Raw genomic sequence first — 23,161 nt, forward strand, 5'->3', positions numbered from 1 at the left:
AACGTCATGATTCCTTTTTAGTTTTATGCTGTTGTCAGGGACTGGTTGGCGGCGATGGCGTGCGCAATGCGCGCCCGCAGCCCCTGCTTGTCAATCTTGCCCACCGCCGTCATGGGCAGGGCGTCCAGGGTTTCGAAACGGTCGGGCAGCTTGAAGTCCGCCACCCCGCGCTCGCGCAGAAACTTGCGCAAGGCCAGCGGCTTCAGGGCGGGATCCGTGCTGACGATGAAGGCGCAGCTCTTCTCCCCCATGGCGCTGTCGGGCATGGAGACCAGGGCCGCCTGGGTAATGGCCGGGTGGTGCAGCAGCTGGTTTTCCACCTCTTCCGCCGCGATCTTCTCGCCGCCCCGGTTGATCTGATCCTTCTGCCGCCCGACCACGGTGAGGTAACCATCGGCATCCTGTACCACCAGATCGCCGGAGCAGTAGAAACCCTCGGCATCGAACACCCGGGCGTTGTGGGCCGGGCTCTGGTAGTAACCGCGGAAGGTGTAGGGGCCGCGGGTGTGCAGGGCGCCAGGCTCGCCGGGGGCGACCGGGTTGCCCGCCTCATCGAGGATGCGCACCTCGTCATCCGGGCTCATGGGGCGGCCCTGGGTGTGAATGACCTTCTCGTCGGGGTCGTCCAGCCGGGTGTAGTTGACCAGCCCTTCCGCCATGCCGAACACCTGCTGCAGCCGGCAACCGAGCAACCGCCCAATCTTGCTGGCCACCGCCTCCCCCAGCTTGGCGCCGCCCACTTGCAGCAAGTCGAGACTCTCGAGCTGAGTGCGCGCGGTGGGATCCGCTTCCGCTGCCTGCAGCCAGAGCGAGACCGCCGGCGGCACCAACGAGGTGAGGTTAATCTGATGGCGGGCAATCAGCGGGAAACAGCTGATGGGGCTGGGGTCGGGTGAGAGCACCACGGTGCCGCCCGCCTCGAACACCCCCAGGACGCCCGGGGAGCTCAGGGGGAAGTTGTGGGGCGCCGGCAGGGCGCACAGATAGCGGGTATGGGGGCCGAGGCCGCAAATTTCGTTGCTGCGACGCACGCTGTAGTAATAGTCGTCATGAGTTCGCGGGATGAGCTTGGGGGTGCCGGTGCTGCCGCCGGAGAGCTGGAAGAAAGCCACCTCGTCCGCCGGAGTCGGGCCAGATTTCACCGGCTCACTCTCAGCCACCTTCGCCAACCAATGGGTCAGCCCCAGCTCCCCTTCGTCACCATCCAGCAGCACCAGCTCGGTGCCGATGGTTGTCAGCAGCTCGCTCTCGCGACCCTTGCTTGCAAACAGCGGATGGGCCAGCGAACCGATAAAGAGGCGCGGTGTGATCTGCTCGGCATAAGAGAGGAGCTCCAGCCGGTTGTGGCTAAAGAGCGCATTGACCGGTGCGATACCGGCCTTGAGCAGGGCAAAGAACACCAGATAGAACTCGGCCACGTTGGGGAGCTGCACCAGCGCGGTGTCCCCCACCCCCAGGCCATGGCGGGCCAGATTTTCGGCCAGCCGGCTCGAGGCCGCGTCCAGCTCGCCATAGCTGAAGCGGCGCTCACCACAGAGGATGGCCTCGGCGTCGGGGGCCAGTTCGCACTGACGCGCCAGCATGGCGGTCAGCGGCTCGCCGCGCCAATAGCCCTTGGCGCGGTACAGCTGGGCCAATGCGTCAGGCCAGCGGGTATAGGGCAGGAAGCGGTTGGACTGGGTCATTGCGCCACCTCCGGACTCAGGCCTAGGGCTTTCAGATCCGGCTGCCCACTCTGCCAGCCCAGATATTGAAGCTGGCTCATTGCGCCACCTCCAAATCCAGGCCAAGGGCCTTGAGCATGGTGCCCAGCTTGGTGCCGGTCTCGGCCCACTCCATGGCGGGGTCCGAACCCGCGACGATACCGGCGCCGGCGAACAGCTCGACCTGATGGCCATCGAGCACCCCGCAGCGGATCACCACGGCCCACTCGCCGTTGCCCTGGCTGTCGCACCAGCCGACGATGCCGCTGAACAGGGCGCGCCGGAAGGGCTCCTGCTCGCGGATGAACTGGCGCGCCAGATCGGTGGGATAGCCGCACAGGGCCGGGGTGGGATGAAGCTGGCAGGCCAAGGAGAGCACCGACGCCTCGCCGCCATTGAGCCGCCCGGCGATGGGGGTGCCCAGATGCCAGAGGGTATCCGTGCTCATCAGCGAGGGGCTGGACGGGATCGCCAGCTCGCGGCAGTGGGGCGTCAGCACCCGGCGGATCTCGTCGATCACCAGACGGTGCTCATGCTGATCCTTGCGAGAGGCCAGCAGATCCCGGGCCACCATTTCGTCTTGCGCCGGCTCGCTCGCCCGTCTGGCGGAGCCCGCCAGCGGGTGGGTGAACACCTCTCCCCCGCTGACCCGCAGCAGCAGCTCGGGGCTGGCGCCCAGCAGGCGGCGGTCCTGGCCGAGCGGCAGGGAGAAGTGGAAGGCGTGGGGATTCTGGGCCATCAAACGGGCCATCACCTGCTTAGGGTCGGCAGGCTGGTGCAGGGTAAGGGTGAGCTTGCGCGACAGCACCACCTTGGCGAGCCGGCCCTCGGCAAACGCATCCAGCGCCGCGCTGACCGAGGCCTGGAATTCACTGGCCGGCGGGGTGCTCTGCACCGAGATGACCCGGTTGGCCTCGAGGGCCTGCTCTGTCATCGCCGCTGTTCCCGGCGCCTGTGCCGGCGGGACAGGGCGATCGCCCCGCTCATAGCGGCCGGGCACATAGAGGCAGGAGGCTTCCGCCGGGTCGAACGCGAAGGCACCGATCAGCAGGGGGTTGGCCTGGCCGGCGGCGCTGGCCGCGGCCAGCGCATCGGCAATCTGTTGTTCTAGCAAAGGCCATTCACAGGCGGGGGTGGTGATAGGCTGGCCCAGATCAGTGGCACTGAGCGTGCCCTGACCCGAGGTAAACAAGAATTCGGGCGAAGACGCAGCCTGGGCAGGCGCGCTATTTTCCATCACAAGAGTATCCACGTTACACCCTCAAATATGATTCAAAATGATAATGATTATCAGTTTGTATTTGTGCGGCGGTAAAATACTCGCTTTGAAATCCCCCGGTCAATGGGATTTTTATGCCGATAAAACTGGAACTTATCTGTGGATATGGCGGGTGCCACGGCTGCTGCGGCCCACCGTGCAGGTCCGGCCAGCCTTGTCCGTATGAGCTCCGCAGCCAACCCCCCATATGAGGCTGCGACAAAAAATGCGGGCTCGCCGCCCACGCTGGCAGCGAACGCCATTTCCCCCTAAGATGGCGCCATCTTTATGACCATTGTCTCAACCCACGGGATCCTCGATGTTAAAGCACCTGCTTCTGCTCCCCCTCAGCCTGCTGCTGGCCGCCTGTTCACTCACCCAGTACAACGTCAGCGAAGGGGAGATCAACCAATACCTCAAAGAAAGGGTCGCCTTCGAAAAGCAGCTGGGGATCCCCGGCATCATGTCGAGCAAGATCCGCCTCGATGAGATGCAAAGCCGCATCGGTCGCCGCCAGGCCGACCGAGTCGAACTGGATGCCGCCGGCGATCTGCAGGTAGCGAGCCCCCTTGGCAGCCAGCAGATGAAGATCCGCCTCTCCCTGAGCGCCCGCCCCGACTACGTGGCCGAGCAGGGCGCCATCTACCTGCGCGATCTCGAGCTCATCTCGGTCAAGACCGAGCCGGCCGACGTGGGTACCGCTCTCACCCCGCTGCTGCCCACCTTCAACCAGTCGCTCTCGCTGTTCCTCTCCCAGACCCCCGTCTACCGGCTGGATGGCAGTCGCAAGAACGAAGCCAGGATCAAGGATAAAGTCGAAGCCCTCAAGGTGGAGCCCGGCCGGCTGGTCATTCCCTTCAAGCTGCTCTGACCCCCAACCGCGCCCCTCTTCTCTTCAACTCCAGGGGCGCGGTTTTTTCTTCTCAAGCTCCCCCCTTTGCCTCATAATGCACACCATTCTCATTTAGATTCATGAGAAGCGTCATAATAAAATCAAACATATGGTGAGAAGGGACATGAGAAAAACCGTACTGGTCCAGGCGATCGCCTGCGCGCTCCTGAGCGGCGCCGCACACGCCGCCGTCAAGGTAGAAGACAAGACATTCAACACCGCCGCCAACATGCTGGCCTACACCGAGTTCGAGCTCTCCGGCGAGCCGCTGGCCGAGGCCCTCGGTCTGGATCTGGATGTGCTGGACGCCAACCGCGCCGATGAGCCGACGCCGTTCGACTTCGCCGCCGGCATCGAATCCTACGAATACTCCGAAGAGGCGATGTACGCCCTCAACTACCAATCCGGCATGGGCCCCCATCTGGTGAACGGGCCGCAAAACCAGGCTCGCGGTGGCACCATGGCCTCCCTCGGCCAGCGGGTGCTGGCCATGGCCGATGCGGTCGGTTTCCCGGCCGATGAAGTGCCGCAGGGCATGTATCCCCTCTCCCTGCCCTACTCCTCCGCCAACCCGGAGTTCGCGCAAGCCGTCAACGCCACCCCGGTCAACGGCGACCAGATCACCATCAAGACCGCCAAGGACAACGAGAAGAGCGTCAAGACCCAGGTGCCGGCCTACTTCCGCGACTACGCCACCCTGCGCTGGAGCGGCAGTGACAACCTGCTGGTGCCGGCGGCCGTGGGCGGCATCCTGCTCAAAGAGGTGATGTGGTCCCAGGACTTCCTCGGCGGCATGCACGTGGCCGACACCGATGAAGAGGTGGAAGCCTCGTCCGCCACCATGGATCAGGACGGCAAGCACAAGCTGGGCGTCTCTGCCGCCGACGGCTTCAACGGCATGATGCTGACCGAGCAGTCCATCGACAAGCTGGCCATCCTGCAGGGTCAGCTCGGCTTTGACGGCAAGCAGCTGGGCGCCAAGATCACCCCGCAGTACGATCCGGCCAAGGGGATCGTCTACTTCCCCCATCAGGTGAAAGTGACCGAGACCGGCAAGAATGACGTCGGCGCCATCGGCAAGCTCGAGGTGGTGGACGGCTCCGCCCAGCTGCGCGACACCTGGATGATGCTGTGGCCGCTCTCCGAGTTCTACGCCTTTACCGATCAGCGCAGCGCCAACACCAACCAGAACCCGGCCTTCCACGCCGTGTTCGACGGTGCCCCGTTCGCCGCCGCACCGGCCGCCAACAAGGGCAGCGATGCCGCCAAGCTGGTGGCGGGTGACGATGCCTTCTCCCTGGCGCTGAACCTCTCCGGCATGGTGTTCAAGAACCTCAATGCCCTGCACTTCGAGCCCAAGGCCGGCACCCTGGTCGACAGCTGGCAGGCCGGCAAACAGGGCAAGCACGTCACCACCTTTGACGCTGCCTACAGTCTGGTCGCCCTGCAGATCTTCCAGCGCGCCCAGGATGCGCTGCCAGTCGGCTACGCCGCTGGTGACAATGGCGAGCTGAACCTGAAGACCGCCCAGGGCCAGCAGGCACTGGTGCTGATCCGCCAGCAGGCAGACTTCATCCTCGCCAATCTCAAGGGCAAAAATGGGCTGGTGCACGATGGAGTCACCCTGGGTGGCAAGCTTGATGCCAGCCAGTCCATCGACGCCCAGTTTGCCGCCATCCGCGGCCTGACCGCCGCCTTCCTGGCGACCTCGGATGCCAAGTACCGCACGGCGGCGCGCGAGCTGTTCATCGCCGCCGACAAGGCCTACTTCAACCAGAAGGCCGGTACCTGGCTCGCCGGCAAGCAGGGTGAATACACCCCCTGGACCCAGGCCGCCATCTCCGGCGCCCTGCGCTCCGCCATGCTGAACCTGCGCAACGAAGGCGGCGAGAAAGCCCCGGCGCTGGAGCTGGCCCAGCTGACCCAGCGCTATGTGAGCTGGTTCCGTGGCACCGTCAACGGCGGCATGCAGATGGCCGAGTGGATCGGCGACTCCGGCGAGAACGTCATCGAAGGGCCGGTGGTGACACCGACGAAGATGGCGTCCCGCAAGTGACCGCAGCCGGTGGCAAGCACGGCACCGCCATGGTGATGGCCGCCAAGGCGCTGATCACCGAAAAGTAATCAGCCACTCGCTGAATAGAAAAAGGGAGCCATATCGGCTCCCTTTTTAGTTGTGGCGTCTGGCGTTGGGCGTGACATCACCCCAGCTTGGCCAGCATCTCCTTGGTCACCAGCACGATACCCTGCTCGGAGCGATAGAAGCGGCGGCTGTCCTCGTCGGCGTTCTCCCCCACCACCAGCCCGTCGGGCAGCTTGCAGCCCTTGTCCACCACCACCCGCCGCAACCGGCAACCCGAGCCAATCTCGACGCCGGGGAAAATGATGGCCTGATCCAGGGTGCAGAAGGAGTGCACCCGCACATGGGTGAACAGCACGGAGTTGAGCACGAAGGAGCCGCTGACGATCGAGCCGCCCGCGAACATGGAGTTGATGGTCATGCCGTGCTGGCCGTTTCTGTCCTGCACGAACTTGGCCGGCGGCGTCATGGTCTGGCTGGTCCAGATGGGCCAGTTCTCGTCATAGATGTCGAGCTCAGGCACCACGGAGGCGAGATCCATGTTGGCCTCCCAGAACGAATCCAGGGTACCCACGTCGCGCCAGTAAGGTTTCTGCCCCTCTTTTGCCCCCACGCAGGACATGGTGAACGGGTGGGCAAACGCCTTGCCCTCTCCCACGATGCGCGGGATCACGTCCATGCCGAAATCGTGTTTGGACTCCTGGTTGTGGATGTCCTCTTCCAGCAGCTGATAGAGGTACTCCGCCTCGAAGATGTAGATGCCCATGGAGGCCAGGGAGACGTTCTCGTTGCCCGGCATGGCGGGCGGATTGGCCGGCTTCTCCACGAAGGCGCGGATCTTGCGCTGCTCGTCGATGTCCATCACCCCGAAGGCGGAGGCCTCCGCGCGCGGCACCTCGATGCAGGCCACCGTCACCTTGGCGCCGAGGCGCACGTGATCGAGCAGCATGGCGGCGTAGTCCATCTTGTAGATGTGATCCCCCGCCAGCACCACTATGTATTTGGGGCCGTAGTCGCGGATGATGTCGACGTTCTGGTAGATGGCGTCGGCGGTGCCACGATACCAGTGCACCTCGTCCACCCGCTGCTGGGCGGGCAACAAGTCGATGAACTCGTTCATCTGGTAGCGCAGGAAGGACCAGCCGGATTGCAGGTGACGCAGCAGGCTGTGGGACTTGTACTGGGTCACCACCCCGACCCGGCGGATGCCGGAGTTGATGCAGTTGGAGAGCACGAAGTCGATGATGCGGAACTTGCCGCCAAAATGGACGGCAGGCTTGGCGCGGTTGTCGGTCAACTGCTTCAGGCGACTGCCCCGTCCCCCCGCGAGCACCAAGGCCATACTCTGGTTCAATAGTTGCCGTGCTTTGGCAGTATTTACGGGTTCTAACAACATAATTACCTCTGCCTTGTTTTGGTCCATTTTCGATTCATCTTCGCCTGTTTCCGGCGCCATGAAAGTGGTTTCACTCACATTTAACTGATTTCAATTGGCCCTTTTCCAGGAGTTGAGCGGGATCTCATGCTTTGCGGCGCGAGCTTGGTTAGAATTTCAACATCAACGACATCATCAAGGATGACACCATGTTGAACAAGCTCGGGAGCAACCAGCTGCTGGTGATCGCTCTCCTCTGTGCTCCCCTGCTGCTGTTGCAGGGGCTCTGGCTCGCCTTCACCAGCACGCTGCTGACCCTGCTTATCATCCTCGCCACCAGCCTGCTCGGCTTCGGCTTGCTGAGCATGCTGACCCTGCGCCTCCAACAGGCCGAGCGCAGCCATCAGGAGCAGGTGTGGTGCCGAGCACTGCAGCTGCGGGACCCCACCTGTCTCACCACCCCCGAGGCCCAGGCCGCCCTGCAGCAACTGCTCGCCCACTTCAACGAGGCCGAGCGCGACGCCCACCGCCAGATCAGCGAGCTGCACAACCAGGCGACCCAGGACGAGCTGACCCAGCTGCAAAACCGCCACGCCTTTCGCCGCGACATGACCGAGCTGCTGCAGCGGGATCAGGACACCCAGACCGCCACCCTGGTGCTGATCCGCGCCACCGAGCTTGGCAAGCTCAATGCCCAGCGCGGCTTTCAGTCGGGGGATGCCTACATCAAGGATATCGCCAATATCATCACCAGGGTGGTGAGCCGCTTCCCCGGCCATCAGGTCTACCGCATCTCGGGGGCCGACTTCGCGGTGCTGGTGCAGCCGGTCGCCAACATCCCGCCCCCCCTGCTCGGGCGGGATCTGAAGATCGCCTTCGATCACTATCAGCAGCAGCATGAACTGGAGAGCGCCGCCTACTCCGGGCTGACCCGGCTCAGCAGCGGCCAGAAGATAGAGGCCATTCTGGCCAGGGCGGATCTGGCGCTGGCCCGCGCCCAGACCGAGACGGTCAACGGCTGGGCCATCCAGCAGGATGACAGCGTGGTGGAGCTGCAGGGGCAGCATCACTGGAAGCTGGTGCTGACCGAGCTGCTGGAGCAGGAGCGCATCAGCTTCACCTACCAGCCGATCCAGCCCATGCACCGCAGCATGCTGGCCTACAACGAGATCTACACCCGCTTCAGCAGTGCCGACGGCACTGTGCTGCCCACCGACACCCTGTTCGCCATGGCCCAGCGGCTGGACATGGTGATGCGGCTGGAACAGATGCTGGTGACCCACGTGATGCGCCAGTACCGGGCCTTTGGCTCGAATCAGAGTCGCTGGGGCATCAACCTCTCCAGCAACCTGCTGCAAAACAGCGCCTTTCTGATCTGGCTGGACCGACAGCTGCTCAACGACCCCAACACCAGCGCCAACCTGGTGTTCGAACTGGATGAGGAGCATCTGGAGCGCAACCTGACCGGGGCCAAGCGGGTGTTCGAGCTGCTCAGGCGCAACGGCAGTCGCTCCGCCATCTGCAACTTCGGCAAGGGGATAGGGTCATTCAACCTGTTTCGCGAGCTCAAGCCCGACTACATCAAGCTGGATCCGGCCCTCATCACCGGGCTGGAGCAGGATCTGACCAACCAGCAGTTCGTGCGGATGATCGTCGACGTGTCACACCGGATGGGTTGTCAGGTGATTGCGGAAGGGGTGGAGCAGCTGGGTCAGAAGCAGCTGCTGCAGGGCATGTATGTGGACGGGCTGCAGGGCTATCTCATCGCCAAGCCCCAGCAGCTGCGGCCGGATATCAGCCAGCTCGGGCTGTTTACTGAGGATGCTTCAACTTCAACAGAGTCAGAATGATGTCGTTGAGCTGGCGATAGCGCTCCAGCTCCTTCTGATCGTAACGGGTCGCCAGGGTGGTGGGATTGTGGCGATTCTTGAGGTAACGGTTGATCTGCAGCCGGTTGAAACCCGCCACCTGATAGACCTGCCCGAGCAGAGTATTGAGCTCTTCGTGTTCAAGACCGGCCTTGGCGAGGTAATCCTCCTGGGCCGGGCTCTCCAGCTGGCAGCTCTGCTTGGCGATGCGGCCGGTCTCCTGCAGATAGCTGAGCCACTGCTCCAGGTAGAGCGGCTTGCAGCCCGCCAGCAGATTGAAGAAGCCCACCGCATCACAGCGGCAGTCGGTCAGCAGCAGCACCGCCAGTTGATCGTCATCACAGCGGAAGGTGACGGGGCCGCTCTGCCCCCAGTCCAGCGCCTGAACCCGGATCTCGGCTCGTGCCCCTGCAACGCCGGTGACGTCGAATACAAACATGGCTCCTCCCGCTCGGCAAAAGGTTGATGATGGACCATCCCTCTGGCGGGTGCAAAGCCAAATCGCCTTTTCATTCAGTATTCTGCAAGCCGGCCATAAAAAAACCGACATCCTCGCGGATATCGGTTCTCATCAGACGGGCCCAGGCCCGGCTCAATGCAGTGTGGTTCAGGCGTCCAGTTCCACCAGCGCCTTGGCCAGCTCGATGGGTTCGAGCTCCTGCCCTTCCAGATCGGCGTTCCAGTTCGGGCCGACCAGCACGTCGTCTTCGTCCAGATCGTTGATCCAGATGTCGAGAAACTCTTCCAGCTCGATCACTTCCGGCTCGTAGTCGGCCCACTCGTCCACGCAGTGCAGGCGGGCATCCCCTTCGGCAGACCAGAGCGGCATCACGTCGGCATCTTCGAACTCGGCAGAGCGGCAGACGACCCAGTCTTCACCGTAACGCAAGCCCCATACCTGACCCGACTCGCGGACTTCTTCGATGAACAGTTGGAAATTGGCGTCAAGATTGTCAGTTAACTTACTCATGGGGCTCTCTCTCTATCGGGTGCTGCGGCCACGGCAGTGCCGAGTGGCAATGCGGTGGCCAAATGGTGTCGCAAAAGTGACATGGACTCAAGCATCTTGGGATTTATCACACAAAAAACTGCCTGCGGCCGGGTTTTACCTGACAAAACGCCTCCCGAAGGAGGCGTTTTCAGCGCAAGGGGCGGGATCAACGCTCCCAGTACACCTCTTCCAGGCTGTCTTCCTTCTCCGGCAGACCACGCGACAGGCGCGGGCTGCTCTGGGCTAGCACCTCGTAGCTCACCCGGTTGGCGTACTTGCACACCTGGGAGAGCGAGGAGTAGGTGAGGAACTCGGCCACGTGCTTGGCGGAGTTGGGCACGGCGCTGCGGTGATAGGCGTTGGCCACCATGTCGTGCAGTACGGCGGAGAGGGCCCCGTCCCCTGCCCCGTTGGTGTTCTTGATCTTCTCCGGCCCGCCCATGTAGGGAGAAATGTGGGAGTAGATGCGCTTGGGCACGCGGCAGCCGCTGCGGGTCATCGGGCGGCTGAACTCGTACATGTTGAACTCGGGGATGACACCGGGCAGCAGCGGCAGCGTGGTTTCGCGCTTGAAGTCCTCTTCGGTGTAGGCCGCCATGTAGAGCCCCACCGGTCCTGCGGTGCAGAGCACCATGTCGGCCCAGTCCAGCGCCTTGTCGGCGGCAGCCAGCGGATCGGAGAAACCGGTCAGGGCCTCGCCCTCTTCCTCGTTCATGGCGAGCACGGTGACGTTTTCGCTGATGAAATCGCGCCACCACTGGGGGTCGGACTCGATGACGAAGCGGGTACCCAGGGTCAGCACCACCGGCACGCCGGCCTCGCGGGCATAGCGTACCGCGGTCATGGCCGCGTCCTTCATCGGGGTGCCATCTTCACCGCGCACCAGGTAGGCGGTGATGACCAAGGCGGAGGACTCCTTGATGATGGTCTCGGGGATGTGGGCCACATCCAGATGGTCCATCTTGCCGGCGTTGATGCCGAAGCTGCGCTCGCCCCCTTCGGTGATGAAGGTGAAGCAGCGACCGACCGGGCCGTCTACCGGCTGCAGGTAGTCGAGGTTGACCCGTGACGAGGTGTTGCACAGGTAGCGGTAGGCGTAGCTGCCGATGCGGATGTCCTGGCTCATGACGCCGAGCAGGATGGAGTGGGAGTCCGCCAGCACCGAGTAGTTGTGCATGGTGTTGCCGATGGTGCCGCCGGCAAACTCGCTCACCACCATGTTGTTGCTCTTGAGCTCGTTGTAGATCTGCTCGGCCACGTCGTCGGAGATGAGCATGGAGTGGCCGCGGCTCAGGCCGTACCGCTCGAGAAATGCCAGATCAACATGCGCCTCGATGTCGACCAGCGTCTGGTCAATCCCGACCACATAGGCCTTGCCCCGCTCCGCAAGCACCGCGCTCTGGGAGATGAGGGGATCACGACGATCCACTGGAAAGTAGTGTTTGGACTTGCGCTGACCGGGAAATTTCATGGCAATGTTCTTGTGCTCTGGGGGAAAGAGGGGCGGGATTTTAACACAATCCGCCGCGCCGAAAAGTCGCCTGATTAAAATATGAAGTCAGTATAGACATGGGCTGCAGAGGAAAACGTTTACCAAAACCCATCAAAAAAACCACCTCGCAAGGAGGTGGTTTTTACCGCGAACAAGACTCAGCCGGCGGCAAGCCCCTGTGCCAGCGCCAGCACCGAGAAGATCCCCAGCGCCAGCCAGAACAGCAGGGTACCGACCAGCCTCGGCAGGTTGGGCGCCTTGGGGATCTGGATGCCGATGGCATGCAGGATGCGTCCCACCAGCAGCGCCAGGCCGCCGACATGGAGCCACAACGCCCCGACGCCCGCCAGCTCGCACAGCGCCATCAGCAGCAGGGTGAGCGGCACGTACTCGGCAAAGTTGCCGTGGGCCCGGATGGCGGTGCGCATCTCGGGCGCCTCCCCTTCCCCTATCATCACCTTGAACTGGGCCCGGCGCTTGACCACCCAGAAGGAGAGCAAGAGGAACAGCAGCCCCAAGAGGCCGGCGTAAATCAGGGTGATATGCATCATGGTGAAACTCCTTCTCCTTGGATAGCGAACGACTGGCAGCCGGTGCCGATGGGCGGCACCGGCTGTATGTCTGTCAGGCCAGCTCGCGGCAGATCAGCGACACCATCATGCGGATGTGGGCCTGATCGCTGTTGAGGGCCGGAATGTATTCAAACTGCTCGCCACCGGCGGCCATGAAGATCTCCCGGTTCTGCACCTGGATCTCCTCCAGGGTTTCGAGGCAGTCGGCGGCAAAGGCCGGGCAAATCACGTCAAGCCGCTTGATCCCGGTGGCCGGCAGGCCACCGATGGTCACGTCGGTGTAGGGCTTGAGCCACTCCTCCTTGCCAAAGCGGGACTGGAAGCTGGCGGTCCACTGGCTGGCCTCCAGCCCGAGCGCCTCGGCCAGCAGGGCGGCGGTGCGCCGGCACTGGTGACCATAGGGATCCCCTTCCCGCTCGTAGCGCTCGGGAATGCCGTGGAACGACATCAGCAGGTGCTCGCCCTGGCCGTGCTGTTCCCAGTGGCGACGCACGCTCATGGCCAGCGCCTGGATATATTCGGGGTGAGCATGGTAATCACGAATGAGCCGCACCACCGGCAGGTTGCGCTCTTTTTTCATCGCCTTGGCCCAGCCATCGAACACCGAGGCGGTGGTGCTGACCGAATACTGGGGATAGAGCGGCAACAGGATCACCCGGTTGACGCCCTTGGCCTTGAGCGCCTGCCAGCCCTCATCCAGCGAAGGGGAGCCGTAGGTCATCGCCAGCTCCACCGGCACCTCGACCCCTTCGCGCTTGAGCTCCTGCTCCAGCGCCGCGCGCTGCTGCTTGCTTATCACCATCAGCGGCGAGCCCTGCTCGGTCCACACCTGCTGATAGAGCTTGGCCACCTTGGGAGAGCGGGTCGGCAGGATGATGAAGTGGAGCAGAGGACACCAGAGGTAGCGCGGCAGGTCGACGACCCGCTGATCGTGCAGAAACTGGCTGAGAAACGCCTTGACGGCGGCCGTGGTGGGCGCGGCTGGGGTACCCAGATTGACCAGCAAGATCCCGGTTTTCGTGGTCACGTATGCTTCCTGTCGTTCTGTTGTTATGTCTGAATGCAAGAAAGGGCCCATGCCGGGCCCTTGTCTCACTGGCACATTGCCGCAGGCCCCTTGGGGACGATGGCAATGGCGGGCTTAGCCCAGGATGGTCGCCAGCTGCTTGCTGACCAGATCCACCGGCTGGGTGCCATCAATCTTGACGTAACGGGTGTTGCCCGCTTCCGCTTCCTTGCCGTAGAAGCCGATGAGCGGTGCGGTCTGCTGATGGTACACATCCAGACGCTTGCGCACTGTGGTCTCTTCGTCGTCGGCACGGATCACCAGATCTTCACCGGTCACGTCGTCCTTGCCTTCCACTTTCGGCGGGTTGAACACCACGTGGTAGGTACGGCCGGAGCCGGAGTGAACGCGACGACCGCTCATGCGCTTGACGATCTCTTCGTCCGGCACGTCGAACTCCAGCACGAAGTCCACGGCAACACCGGCGTCCTTCATGGCTTGCGCCTGGGGAATGGTGCGCGGGAAACCGTCCAGCAGGAAGCCGTTGGCGCAATCCGGTTGGGCAATACGCTCTTTGACCAGGCCGATGATGATGTCGTCAGAGACGAGCTGACCTGCGTCCATCACGGCTTTGGCCTTGAGGCCCAGCTCGGTGCCCGCCTTGATCGCGGCACGCAGCATGTCGCCGGTGGAGATCTGCGGAATACCGTGTTTTTCCATGATGAACTGAGCCTGAGTACCCTTGCCGGCACCCGGAGCCCCCAACAGAACAATGCGCATACACGCTCCTATTGATTGGTTATTCAATTCTTGAGAAGGCAAAAAACTACACGGTTTCGCCCATTTTCACAAGCTTGCCCCGTGTGAGTGGCTTATTTTTCACCATTTTTCCGACATGGCAATACGACCATTGGCGCAGATCCGTGTACGAAAAATGAGTGAAAATGCAGCAGCGCTGCACGCAACTGGCGCCCGCCCCAAACGGGGCAGGCGCCAGAAAAGAAAGAGCCCACTGCACGCAGTGGGCCCAAACATCATGCCTGGAGTAACAGACGGTTGATACGGGAGACGAAGCTCGCCGGATCATTGAGCCCGCCCTGCTCGGCCAGCTGGGCCTGTTCGTGCAAGAGGGTGACCCACTCGCCGAACAGCGCCTCGTCCTGGATGGTATCGAGCTTCTTCACCAGGGCGTGATCGGGGTTCAGTTCCAGAATGTACTTCTGCTCCGGCACCGGCTGACCGGCGGCGCGCATCAGCTTGATCATCTGGGTGCTCATGCCGTGGGCATCGGTGACGATGCAAGACGGTGAGTCGGTCAGACGGTGAGTGACGCGCACCTCTTTTACCGCCTCACCCAGGCTCTGCTTGACACGCTCAACCAGACCGGCGTTGGCTTTTTCAGCCTCTTCCTGCGCCTGTTTGGAGGCTTCGTCTTCCAGATCGCCGAGATCCAGCTCGCCACGGGTGACGGACACCAGCTGCTTGCCGTCGAACTCGGTCAGGTGGCTCATCAGCCACTCGTCGACCCGCTCCCACATCAGCAGCACTTCGACGCCCTTCTTGCGGAAGATCTCGAGGTGCGGGCTGTTCTTGGCAGCGGCATAGGAGTCGGCGGTGATGTAGTAAATCTTCTGCTGGCCTTCCTTCATGCGGCCAACGTAATCCTCCAGCGACACGGTCTGGGCTTCGCCCTCGCCGGCGGTGCTGGCAAAGCGCAGCAGCTTGGCGATCTCTTCGCGGTTGGCGTAATCCTCGGCCGGGCCTTCTTTCAGCACATTGCCGAACTCGCTCCAGAACTTGGCGTACTTCTCGGCATCATCCTTGGCCAGCTTGGCCAGCATGGTCAGCACGCGCTTGGAGCAGGCCTTGCGCAGGGAGACGGTCACCTTGTTGTCTTGCAGGATCTCACGGCTGACGTTGAGCGGCAGATCGTTGGAGTCCAGCACCCCTTTGACGAAGCGCAGGTAAGCCGGCATGAACTGCTCGGCGTCGTCCATGATGAAGACTCGCTGCACGTAGAGCTTCAGGCCGTGTTTCTGATCCCGGTTGTAGAGATCAAACGGTGCGCGGGCCGGCACGTAGAGCAGGCTGGTGTACTCCTGCGCCCCTTCCACCCGGTTGTGCCCCCACAAGAGCGGATCTTCGAAGTCGTGAGCGACGTGCTTGTAGAACTCCTGATACTCCTCGTCCTTGATCTCTTTCGGGTTGCGGGTCCACAGCGCAGTGGCGCGGTTGACCTGCTCCCACTCGCCCGGGGTGCCGACGATGGTTTCACCATCTTCTTCCCGATCCGGGGTGCCCTCTTTGAACATCTCCACCGGCACGCTGATGTGGTCGGAATATTTGCTGACCACGGAGCGCAGACGCCAGTCGTCGAGGAACTCGTCCTCTTCGGCGCGCAGGTGCAGGATGACGTCGGTACCGCGACCGGCTTTGGTCACGTCAGCCACGGTGAAGGAGCCTTCCCCTTCCGACTCCCACTGCACGCCCTGCTCCGGAGCAGTACCGGCGGCGCGGGACACCACGGTCACCTTGTCGGCGACGATGAAGGCGGAGTAGAAGCCCACCCCGAACTGACCGATCAGCTGGGAGTCGCGGCCCTGATCACCGGAGAGGTTCTTGAAGAACTCGGCGGTGCCGGACTTGGCGATGGTGCCCAGGTGCTCGATCACCTGATCCCGGGTCATACCGATCCCGTTGTCGGAGATGGTCAGGGTCCGATTTTCTTTATCAACCACCAGGCGAACGCGCAACTGGCCGTCGTTTTCGAACAAAGAGGCATCGGAAAGCGCCTTGAAGCGCAGCTTGTCCGCCGCATCGGAGGCGTTGGAGATCAGCTCGCGCAGGAACACTTCTTTGTTGGAGTAGAGGCTGTGGGCCATCAGGCTCAGCAGTTGTTTGACTTCAGTCTGAAACCCGTGGGTTTCGGCATGAACGCTTTGGGTCATCGACACTATCCTCAGGCGATTCGGGTTGAACATATTCCCGATCCAAGATGGGGCCGGCGATCGCCATTTCAAGGGGGACAAAACGTCGAAGCGTGCGAATGGCGATTTTTGCGCCAATCGACCCTCTTGCCCGACAAAAAACCCGCCGAGGCGGGTTCTGGTATTGCTGCTGAGTCGTGACGCAGGGCCTGTTGAACAACAGACGCTGACTCAGTTGAGGGGCTGACACTGACTCAATTAAGGGGCTGACGCCCCATCAGGGAGTGGGAGAGCGTGGTGCCGTCCACCAGCTCCAGCTCGCCACCCACCGGCACCCCGTGGGCAATCCGGCTCACCTTGACGCCGGCTGCGCGGGCCATGTCGGCGATGTACCAGGCGGTGGCGTCCCCTTCGATGGTGGGGTTGGTGGCCAGAATAAGCTCGCTGATCGCCTCGTCTTTCAAGCGTCGCTCCAGGATCTCCAGCCCCAGCTCTTCCGGGCCAATGCCGTCCAGCGGCGAGAGGTGGCCCATCAGCACGAAGTAGCGGCCGGAGAACTGGCCGGTCTGCTCGATGGCGGCCACGTCCGCCGGGCTCTCCACTACGCACAGCAGGCCGTTCTCTTCGCGCTTGGGATTGGCGCAGATCTCGCAGCGCTCGTTCTCGGTGAAGGTGCGGCAGTGGCTGCAGTGGCCAATCTCGGTCAGGGCGCGAGAGAGCAGCTGGGCCAGCCGCAGGCCGCCGCTGCGCTCACGCTCGAGCAGGGTAAATGCCATGCGCTGGGCCGACTTGGGGCCGACACCCGGCAGCACCTGCAGGGCTTTCATCATCTCATCCAGCAGCGGGCTGAATTTCATGGGCTTGGTATCCTTTGACGCTGTGTCGGCCACGGCGCCCTGACGGGCAAGGAGCGCGACCGAACCTATCTTGTTGGCGCAGGACTATACCCGAGCCAACCCCGAGCGCCAATGGCCTTGTGCCCTCAGCCCTCTGCCGAAATAAGGGATGATGCCGCGCTTGCCAGCAGGATGCGCTGGCGGCCGCTGTAGATCTCGGCCCGCCCCGGGCGGCAAAAGCCCACCAGGGTGAGCCCGGTCCGCTCGGCCCGCTCGACCGCGAGCTCGGTGGCGGCCGAGATGGCGAGCAAGATCTCCACCCCGGCGCTGGCGCACTTTTGCACCATCTCGAAGCTGGCGCGGCTGGTCACCAGGATGGCGCCGTCGCGCCGGCCACTGCGCTGCAGGTGCCCCACCAACTTGTCCAGCGCGATATGGCGCCCCACGTCCTCGCGAATGGCGAGGATGTTGCCCTCGTCGTCCACGTGCACGGCGGCATGGGTCGCCCCCGTGCTCTGCCCCAGCAGCTGGAGCGGGCGCAGCGCCGCCAGCACCTTGTCGATATGCCCCACCGCAAAGCGCTGGCTGTCGGGCAGCCTTGGCTGGGCACGCACCACCTGCTCCAGGCTCTCGCTGCCACAGATGCCGCAGCCGGTGCGCCCGGCCAGGGTGCGCCGTTTCTCTTTCAGGCGATGAACGCAGCGATTGGCCAGGGTGATGTGCAGCTCGATGCCGCGGCAGGCGCTCTGCTGCTCGATGTCGTGGATATCGAGCAGGCTGTCGATGATCCCCTCCGACAGCGAGAAGCCGATGGCGAAATCCTCCAGATCGGCGGCCGAGCACATCATCACGCTGTGGGCGATGCCGTTGTAGACCAGCGCCACCGGGGTTTCGCAGGGTAGTTGCATGGCGCTGTCGGTGGTGACGCCACGCTGATGATAATGGACCACCTCGCGATGGGCGCTGAGCGCCTGCGGGGTGTCGGGGTCGAATTCAAGCAACATCTGGGGCCCCTTAGTTGAGGGTGCGGGGGTCTTTGGCCGAGAGCCCGAGCCGTTTCATTTTCGACAGCAAGGTGGTGCGCTTCATGCCCAGGCGCTGGGCCGCGCCCCGCTCGCCGGCAACGATGCCGTTGCACGCCTTCAGCGCCCGGATGATGCTGACCCGCTCATCTTCCCCCTGTGCCTCGTCACCTTGCGGCAAGGCGGGCAGCGGCTCACGAAATAGCTCCCGGGCCGGCTCGTCATAGACCAGGGTCTCCATCTTGTGAAAGCCCTTGAGGGGCAGCAGCTCGTCCGGTGAGAGGTTGAGCACATGGCCACGGGTCATCACCACCGCCCGCTCGATGATGTTTTCGAGCTCGCGGATGTTGCCGTACCAGGGGAGCGACACCAGCATCTTCATGGCGTCGGCCGGGATGGAGGTGATGGTGCGGCGCATCCGCTTGGCGATCTTCTTGATGAAGAAGTTGACCAAGAGCGGAATATCCTCGCGCCGCTCGCGCAGGGGCGGCAGCTCGATGGGAAAGACGTTGAGCCGGTAATAGAGGTCGCTTCTAAAGCGCTTGTTCTTGACCATGGAGAGCAGATCGCAGTTGGTGGCCGCCACCAGCCGCACGTCGATGGCAATGGGATTGCTGTTGCCCACCCGCTCCAGCTCGTGCTCCTGCAAGACCCGCAACAGTTTGGGCTGCAGATCGAGCGGCATGTCCCCCACCTCGTCGAGGAACAGGGTGCCCTTGTGGGCCCGCTCGAAGCGGCCGATACGCTGGGTCAGTGCGCCGGTGAAGGCCCCCTTCTCGTGGCCGAACAGATCGCTCTCGATAAGGCCGGTGGGAATGGCGGCGCAGTTCACCTTGACCATTTCGTGATCGTGGCGGGCACTCAGGGCGTGAATGGCCTGGGCAATCAGCTCCTTGCCGGTGCCGGTCTCCCCCAGAATGAGCACGGTGCAGTCGCTCTGGGCCACCAGCTTCACCTTCTCCAGCACCTTCTCCATCACGGCGCTCTGGTAGATGATGTTGGCAAAGTCCCCCTGCGGCGCGGGTCCGTCGACCCGAAGGGTCTTCTCCCTGGCGCCGGTGGTGTTGGAGATCTCCTGCTGCGCCTGCACGTTGTTCATGGCAATCGCCGTGCGCGCCGCCACCTGTTCGAGCAGCGAGATATCGAGGTCGGCGAAGAAATCCGCCTGTGGGTGGGAGAGGATCAACACCCCCAGCAGGTTGCCCCGATAGCGCAGCGGCAGGATGCAGGAGCTGTCGGCGTCGGGGGGCAGGATCTGGGAGGTGAAACGGCAGCTCGACTGGCAGCCGTGGCCCTGCTCGCGATAGAGGAAGAAGGGCTCGCTGTGGCCGAGCGCCCCCTGCAGGCAGTTCTTCTCAAAACACGAATGGTTGATGATGCCGGGCTGTTCGCGCTGCTGCTGATTGATCAGGTAGCTCTTGAAGCTGTCGGAGGTGGCGTTGTACTCGGCCAGACACAGACTGCTGATGCCAAAGTGGTGGTGCAGTATGGTGAACAGGCTCTGGGGCAGCTCGGCGATGCGCACTAACTTAATCACCGCGTTGGTCACGTCCACCAGGATCTTGCAGCTGTCGCGCTCAAGGCGCAGGGAGTTGGCCTGCTCCAGGGTGCGTTCCTTGTCCAGCACGTTCTCCAGCGCAATGGCGACGATGGCCGCCAGCTGGGTCAGCTTGGCCAGGGTCTCCATCGGGAAGGCATTGGCCTCGCGGCTGATAAACTCCACCCCGCCCAGGTGGCTGCGAGCAGTGGTGATGGGCAGCTGGCAGTAGGAGTGCAAACCGTCATAAACCGGGGTGCTCGCCAGCTGTTCGCAGCGGTGGCGAAAGCGACTCGCCGGCAGCACGATGGCCTGCTCGCGGGAAAAATGGAGATCGGCCTTGCGGCAGATGAGGTGAGCCGGCCCCTGCTCCCCCAGGTAGTAGAAGACCGCCTCCTCCCCCGTCCCCAGGTTGAGGATGAGGTTGACCCGATCCACCTGGCGAAAGCAGGGCTGGATCCGGTTCAGCTTGTGGATGAAATCGTCCAGGGTGACGGCGGAGAGCAGGTTCTTGGAGAGGGAGAGAAAGCCGTCATCCCAGATGGGTGAGATGTCGGTCAACGGAATGGCACTCACATTCAGCATTCAGGCCTCGCATTACATCTAGATGGGTACCCTTGCCGGCCAATTGCAGCACGGCAACAACGGTAAACAATGCATCAGCCATCGCAGTCAGATGTTATAATTAATTTTTAAAAACTTAACGCTTAATTATAAAAACTAACATGCACCGAAATAGCATCGCGCAGATTATCGCAGGATGGCTGGCATAATAAGTTAGCCCCATCCCCATTACAACCAAGCCGGCCCTGGCACATATTACAGCTCCGTCAGCGGATATTTCCCGCCACGCCCAAATATGACGTCACTATCGCCGTCATTCGCCGCATATCGCCGCCAACTGGCCCATCCTCTGCCCCTGTTGCCGCTGTCGCAGGCTCATGAGGAGAGCAGCCGGTAGTTGTGCAGCTTCAACCCGCCGAAGATGAAGGCGGCGGAAAAGAGCTGAAGCCCCAGCAATAACCCACTGATATTGTCAGCTATTTCCACCGACACCACCCGATGGGTGAGATAGACCCCGAGCCCCAGCAAACCCGCCAGCAGGCAGTTGACCAGGGTGGTGGAGAGAAAGGCGATGAGCCAGGCCGCCTGCACGCTCAATGCCGCCAGCACGGCGCTCATGGCGATGCGTGCGGCGATAAAACAGCCGAAGAAGGCAAACCCCAGCAGAAATATCAATTCGTCGTGCCATAGAAAACACCCAATCCCTAACAACATCACCAGCAAATAAGCGGAGACATAAAAGATCCCGAACGAAAGATTTAATTCATTTTTCATGATGGACACCTGCCAGCTGAAAAAAGGATGAGCGGATCCGGGCCCTGTATACAGAGCCTGGATCCACTTTATTAACGACGATTACCCTTTGGCGGCGCTGCGCAATTTCGCCTTGAGCGCGCTGTATTCAGTCTGGACGTACACTTCCGCCCCTGGCTGATCCTCGATACGCTCAATTTTCACTGCGCAGTACTTGTACTCCGGTGTGTAGGAGACGGGGTCCACGTGCTCGATGGTGAGCTCGTTGCAGGCCCCGATCCACCACTGGTAGGTCATGTAGACCACCCCGGCGTTGACCCGGTCGTTGTAGTTGGCCCGGGTGATCACCTTGCCACGGCGCGACGAGATCCAGACCAGCGCCTGATCCTTCACCCCGAGCTTCTTGGCATCGCTCGGGTGGATCTGCACATAACCCGGCTCATCGGCCAGGGTTTGCAACGCCGAGCAGTTGCCGGTCATGGAGCGGCAGGAGTAGTGGCCGACTTCACGCACGGTGGAGAGCACCAGCGGGTACTCGGCACAGGGCTGCTCCAGCGGCGGCCGCCACTCGGAGGCAATCAGCTGACCCTTGCCGCTCGGGGTGGTGAACACGTTCCCCTCGAACAGGGTGCTGGTGCCCGGGTGATCCTCGGTCGGACAGGGCCACTGCACGCTCTTGAGATCGGCCATCTTGTCATAGCTGACCCCGGCGTAGAGCGGGCAGAGTCCGCGCAGCTCATCCCAGATCTGCTCGGTGTCGCGATACTCCATGGGATACCCCATGGCGGTCGCCATCAGCGAGAAGATGGCCCAGTCGGGCTTCACGTTGTCCGGCGGCGTCACCGCCTTGTAGAAGCGCTGGAAGCCGCGATCCGCCGAGCTGTAGACCCCCTCGTGCTCGCCCCAACTGGTAGCGGGCAGAATGACGTCCGCCATCTCGGCAGTCTGGGTCATGAAGATATCCTGCACGATCACCAGCTCCATCCCCGCCAGGGTACGGCGGAACTGACCGAGATCGGCCTCGGTCTGGGCCGGATCTTCCCCGAAGATGTAGAAGGCCTTGCACTTGCCCTCCTCCACCTTGTGGCCAAGCTCCGTCAACCGGTAGCCGGGTTTCTGGGAAAGAGACGGCACGCCCCACGCCTTGGCAAACTTGGCGCTGATGGCGGGATCGGCCACCGACTGATAACCCGGGAACTGGTGCGGCAGCATCCCCATGTCGCAGGTGCCCTGCACGTTGTTCTGACCGCGTACCGGCCCGCAGCCGGTGCCACGGCGACCGAAGTTGCCGGTCAGCAGCGCAATCCCCGCCAGCCCCTTGACCACGTCCACCGCCTGACCGTACTGGGTCACCCCCATGCCCCACAGGATCATGGAAGCAGGCGATGCGGCATAGGTGCGAATGGCGGCGCGGATATCGGCGGCTTTGAGGCCAGTTATCCCCTCCACGTATTCCGGGGTGTACTTGGCGACCGTGGCCTTGAAGGTGTCGAACCCTTCGGTGTAGTTGGCGACGAACTCTTTGTTGTAGAGCCCTTCATTGATCAAGACGTTGGCGAAGGCGTTGACCAGCGCCATATTGGAACCGTTTTTGAGCGGCAGCCACTGATCGGCGATGCGGGCGGTCTCCACCATGCGGGGATCACACACTATTACCTTGGCCCCGTTTGCCTTCGCCTTGAGGATATGGCGGGCGACGATGGGGTGAGAGTCAGCAGCGTTGTAACCAAACACCAGCAGGCACTTGGTCTCTTGAATTTCGGGAATGGCGTTGCTCATGGCGCCGTTGCCTACTGTTGTCTCCAGACCGGAGACTGAGGGTGCGTGTCACACCCTCGCGCAGTGATCGACGTTGTTCGTCCCCAGCACAGCGCGGGCAAATTTTTGCATCACATAGTTGGCTTCATTGCCGGGGCCACGGGCAGAGCCGGTGGTCATGATGGCGTCCGGGCCATATTTCGCCTTGATGGCAGAGAGGCGACTGCTGGCGAACTCGATCGCTTCGTCCCAGGAGACGGCTTCGAGCTTGCCACCGCGCTCGCGGCGGATCATCGGGCTCTTGAGACGGGGGGTCAGCAGGTTGGTGTCGTTCAAGAAATCCCAACCGTAATAGCCCTTGAGGCAGAGCTGCCCCTCGTTGGTCCGGCCGTTGGCGCCTTCGGCCCCCACCACCTTGTCGTTTTCAACCAGCAGGTTGATTTTGCAACCGGTGCCGCAATAGGGGCACACGGTAATGACTTTTTTCATGACTCACACTCTTGTTTGTTAACGAAAAACGGCTCGGC

At 62.4% G+C, this 23,161-nt stretch carries 17 protein-coding genes and 1 pseudogene; 3 read left to right on the forward strand and 15 right to left on the reverse strand.

Annotated features, from left to right (window positions below; all coding sequences use genetic code 11):
* Window positions 1-23 precede the first annotated feature (23 nt).
* Both amoE and amoC read right to left on the reverse strand, forming a co-directional pair.
* Window positions 24-1,685, reverse strand: a complete 1,662-nt coding sequence (gene amoE / locus E5E96_RS19845; protein ID WP_171282929.1) for an amonabactin biosynthesis (2,3-dihydroxybenzoyl)adenylate synthase AmoE — start codon at window positions 1,683-1,685, stop codon at window positions 24-26.
* A gap of 76 nt (window positions 1,686-1,761) precedes the next feature.
* The gene (gene amoC / locus E5E96_RS19850) at window positions 1,762-2,955 is read right to left on the reverse strand and encodes an amonabactin biosynthesis isochorismate synthase AmoC (protein WP_216368098.1); all 1,194 of its coding nucleotides are present in this window, start codon (window positions 2,953-2,955) and stop codon (window positions 1,762-1,764) included.
* A 325-nt stretch (window positions 2,956-3,280) separates the two neighbouring features.
* Here amoC and E5E96_RS19855 point away from each other — a divergent pair, with 325 nt between their 5' ends.
* Together E5E96_RS19855 and E5E96_RS19860 are read left to right on the forward strand one after the other, a co-directional pair.
* Window positions 3,281-3,832 carry a lipoprotein gene (locus tag E5E96_RS19855; protein WP_024944003.1) on the forward strand — a complete coding sequence of 184 codons (552 nt, stop codon included), beginning with the start codon at window positions 3,281-3,283 and terminating at the stop codon, window positions 3,830-3,832.
* Window positions 3,833-3,977: 145 nt separating this feature from the next.
* A pseudogene (locus E5E96_RS19860) lies at window positions 3,978-5,977 on the forward strand (hypothetical protein).
* Between the two features lie 77 nt (window positions 5,978-6,054).
* Here the strand turns inward: E5E96_RS19860 and glgC are convergent.
* Window positions 6,055-7,329: a glucose-1-phosphate adenylyltransferase gene (gene glgC, locus E5E96_RS19865; RefSeq protein ID WP_011706313.1), complete on the reverse strand. Its 1,275-nt coding sequence runs from the start codon at window positions 7,327-7,329 to the stop codon at window positions 6,055-6,057.
* A 188-nt stretch (window positions 7,330-7,517) separates the two neighbouring features.
* On the opposite strand from glgC, the gene E5E96_RS19870 reads away from it, so the two are divergent.
* Window positions 7,518-9,158, forward strand: coding sequence for an EAL domain-containing protein (locus E5E96_RS19870; protein WP_011706314.1), 1,641 nt, complete (start codon window positions 7,518-7,520; stop codon window positions 9,156-9,158).
* Here E5E96_RS19870 and E5E96_RS19875 read toward each other — a convergent pair.
* The 12 genes from E5E96_RS19875 to fdhF form a co-directional block, all read right to left on the reverse strand.
* Window positions 9,121-9,615, reverse strand: coding sequence for a hypothetical protein (locus tag E5E96_RS19875; protein ID WP_171282930.1), 495 nt, complete (start codon window positions 9,613-9,615; stop codon window positions 9,121-9,123). The genes E5E96_RS19870 and E5E96_RS19875 overlap by 38 nt on opposite strands.
* Window positions 9,616-9,783: 168 nt before the next feature.
* The gene (locus tag E5E96_RS19880; protein WP_010674427.1) at window positions 9,784-10,146 is read right to left on the reverse strand and encodes a DUF2750 domain-containing protein; all 363 of its coding nucleotides are present in this window, start codon (window positions 10,144-10,146) and stop codon (window positions 9,784-9,786) included.
* Window positions 10,147-10,333: 187 nt separating this feature from the next.
* Window positions 10,334-11,638 (reverse strand): inosine/guanosine kinase, encoded by a 1,305-nt coding sequence (locus E5E96_RS19885; RefSeq protein WP_042067042.1) that lies wholly within the window; start codon window positions 11,636-11,638, stop codon window positions 10,334-10,336.
* Between the two features lie 179 nt (window positions 11,639-11,817).
* The gene (locus E5E96_RS19890) at window positions 11,818-12,210 is read right to left on the reverse strand and encodes an MAPEG family protein (RefSeq protein ID WP_171282931.1); all 393 of its coding nucleotides are present in this window, start codon (window positions 12,208-12,210) and stop codon (window positions 11,818-11,820) included.
* Window positions 12,211-12,283: 73 nt separating this feature from the next.
* Window positions 12,284-13,258: a ferrochelatase gene (gene hemH / locus E5E96_RS19895; RefSeq protein WP_026080103.1), complete on the reverse strand. Its 975-nt coding sequence runs from the start codon at window positions 13,256-13,258 to the stop codon at window positions 12,284-12,286.
* Window positions 13,259-13,372: 114 nt separating this feature from the next.
* Window positions 13,373-14,017 carry an adenylate kinase gene (gene adk / locus E5E96_RS19900; protein WP_011706319.1) on the reverse strand — a complete coding sequence of 215 codons (645 nt, stop codon included), beginning with the start codon at window positions 14,015-14,017 and terminating at the stop codon, window positions 13,373-13,375.
* Window positions 14,018-14,271: 254 nt separating this feature from the next.
* Window positions 14,272-16,185, reverse strand: a complete 1,914-nt coding sequence (gene htpG / locus E5E96_RS19905; protein ID WP_039213532.1) for a molecular chaperone HtpG — start codon at window positions 16,183-16,185, stop codon at window positions 14,272-14,274.
* A 233-nt stretch (window positions 16,186-16,418) separates the two neighbouring features.
* Window positions 16,419-17,021 (reverse strand): recombination mediator RecR, encoded by a 603-nt coding sequence (gene recR / locus E5E96_RS19910; protein WP_010633741.1) that lies wholly within the window; start codon window positions 17,019-17,021, stop codon window positions 16,419-16,421.
* 125 nt (window positions 17,022-17,146) lie between these two features.
* Window positions 17,147-18,004, reverse strand: a complete 858-nt coding sequence (gene fdhD, locus E5E96_RS19915) for a formate dehydrogenase accessory sulfurtransferase FdhD (RefSeq protein WP_171282932.1) — start codon at window positions 18,002-18,004, stop codon at window positions 17,147-17,149.
* Window positions 18,005-18,014: 10 nt separating this feature from the next.
* A complete protein-coding gene (locus E5E96_RS19920; RefSeq protein ID WP_171282933.1) occupies window positions 18,015-20,144 on the reverse strand; it encodes a sigma 54-interacting transcriptional regulator in 2,130 nt (709 codons plus the stop codon).
* A 354-nt stretch (window positions 20,145-20,498) separates the two neighbouring features.
* On the reverse strand, window positions 20,499-20,897 hold the full coding sequence (locus E5E96_RS19925) for a hypothetical protein (RefSeq protein WP_139389600.1): 399 nt from the start codon (window positions 20,895-20,897) through the stop codon (window positions 20,499-20,501).
* Window positions 20,898-20,978: 81 nt separating this feature from the next.
* Entirely contained in the window at window positions 20,979-23,123 is a 2,145-nt protein-coding gene (gene fdhF / locus E5E96_RS19930; protein ID WP_171282934.1) for a formate dehydrogenase subunit alpha, read from the reverse strand.
* Between the last annotated feature and the right edge of the window lie 38 nt (window positions 23,124-23,161).

Origin of the sequence: Aeromonas sp. 1805 (genome assembly GCF_013085525.1) — a bacterium.
Lineage (GTDB): Bacteria > Pseudomonadota > Gammaproteobacteria > Enterobacterales > Aeromonadaceae > Aeromonas > Aeromonas hydrophila.

Bases quoted from the DNA above. Each gene is read 5' to 3' on its own strand.
- E5E96_RS19880 (WP_010674427.1), bottom strand. From the start codon at position 10,146: ATGAGTAAGTTAACTGACAATCTTGACGCCAATTTCCAACTGTTCATC.
- E5E96_RS19920 (WP_171282933.1), bottom strand. From the start codon at position 20,144: ATGCTGAATGTGAGTGCCATTCCGTTGACCGACATCTCACCCATCTGG.
- fdhD (WP_171282932.1), bottom strand. From the start codon at position 18,004: ATGTTGCTTGAATTCGACCCCGACACCCCGCAGGCGCTCAGCGCCCAT.
- E5E96_RS19885 (WP_042067042.1), bottom strand. From the start codon at position 11,638: ATGAAATTTCCCGGTCAGCGCAAGTCCAAACACTACTTTCCAGTGGAT.
- E5E96_RS19870 (WP_011706314.1), top strand. From the start codon at position 7,518: ATGTTGAACAAGCTCGGGAGCAACCAGCTGCTGGTGATCGCTCTCCTC.
- recR (WP_010633741.1), bottom strand. From the start codon at position 17,021: ATGAAATTCAGCCCGCTGCTGGATGAGATGATGAAAGCCCTGCAGGTG.
- adk (WP_011706319.1), bottom strand. From the start codon at position 14,017: ATGCGCATTGTTCTGTTGGGGGCTCCGGGTGCCGGCAAGGGTACTCAG.
- E5E96_RS19890 (WP_171282931.1), bottom strand. From the start codon at position 12,210: ATGATGCATATCACCCTGATTTACGCCGGCCTCTTGGGGCTGCTGTTC.
- glgC (WP_011706313.1), bottom strand. From the start codon at position 7,329: ATGTTGTTAGAACCCGTAAATACTGCCAAAGCACGGCAACTATTGAAC.
- E5E96_RS19875 (WP_171282930.1), bottom strand. From the start codon at position 9,615: ATGTTTGTATTCGACGTCACCGGCGTTGCAGGGGCACGAGCCGAGATC.
- E5E96_RS19925 (WP_139389600.1), bottom strand. From the start codon at position 20,897: ATGAAAAATGAATTAAATCTTTCGTTCGGGATCTTTTATGTCTCCGCT.
- htpG (WP_039213532.1), bottom strand. From the start codon at position 16,185: ATGACCCAAAGCGTTCATGCCGAAACCCACGGGTTTCAGACTGAAGTC.
- E5E96_RS19855 (WP_024944003.1), top strand. From the start codon at position 3,281: ATGTTAAAGCACCTGCTTCTGCTCCCCCTCAGCCTGCTGCTGGCCGCC.
- amoE (WP_171282929.1), bottom strand. From the start codon at position 1,685: ATGACCCAGTCCAACCGCTTCCTGCCCTATACCCGCTGGCCTGACGCA.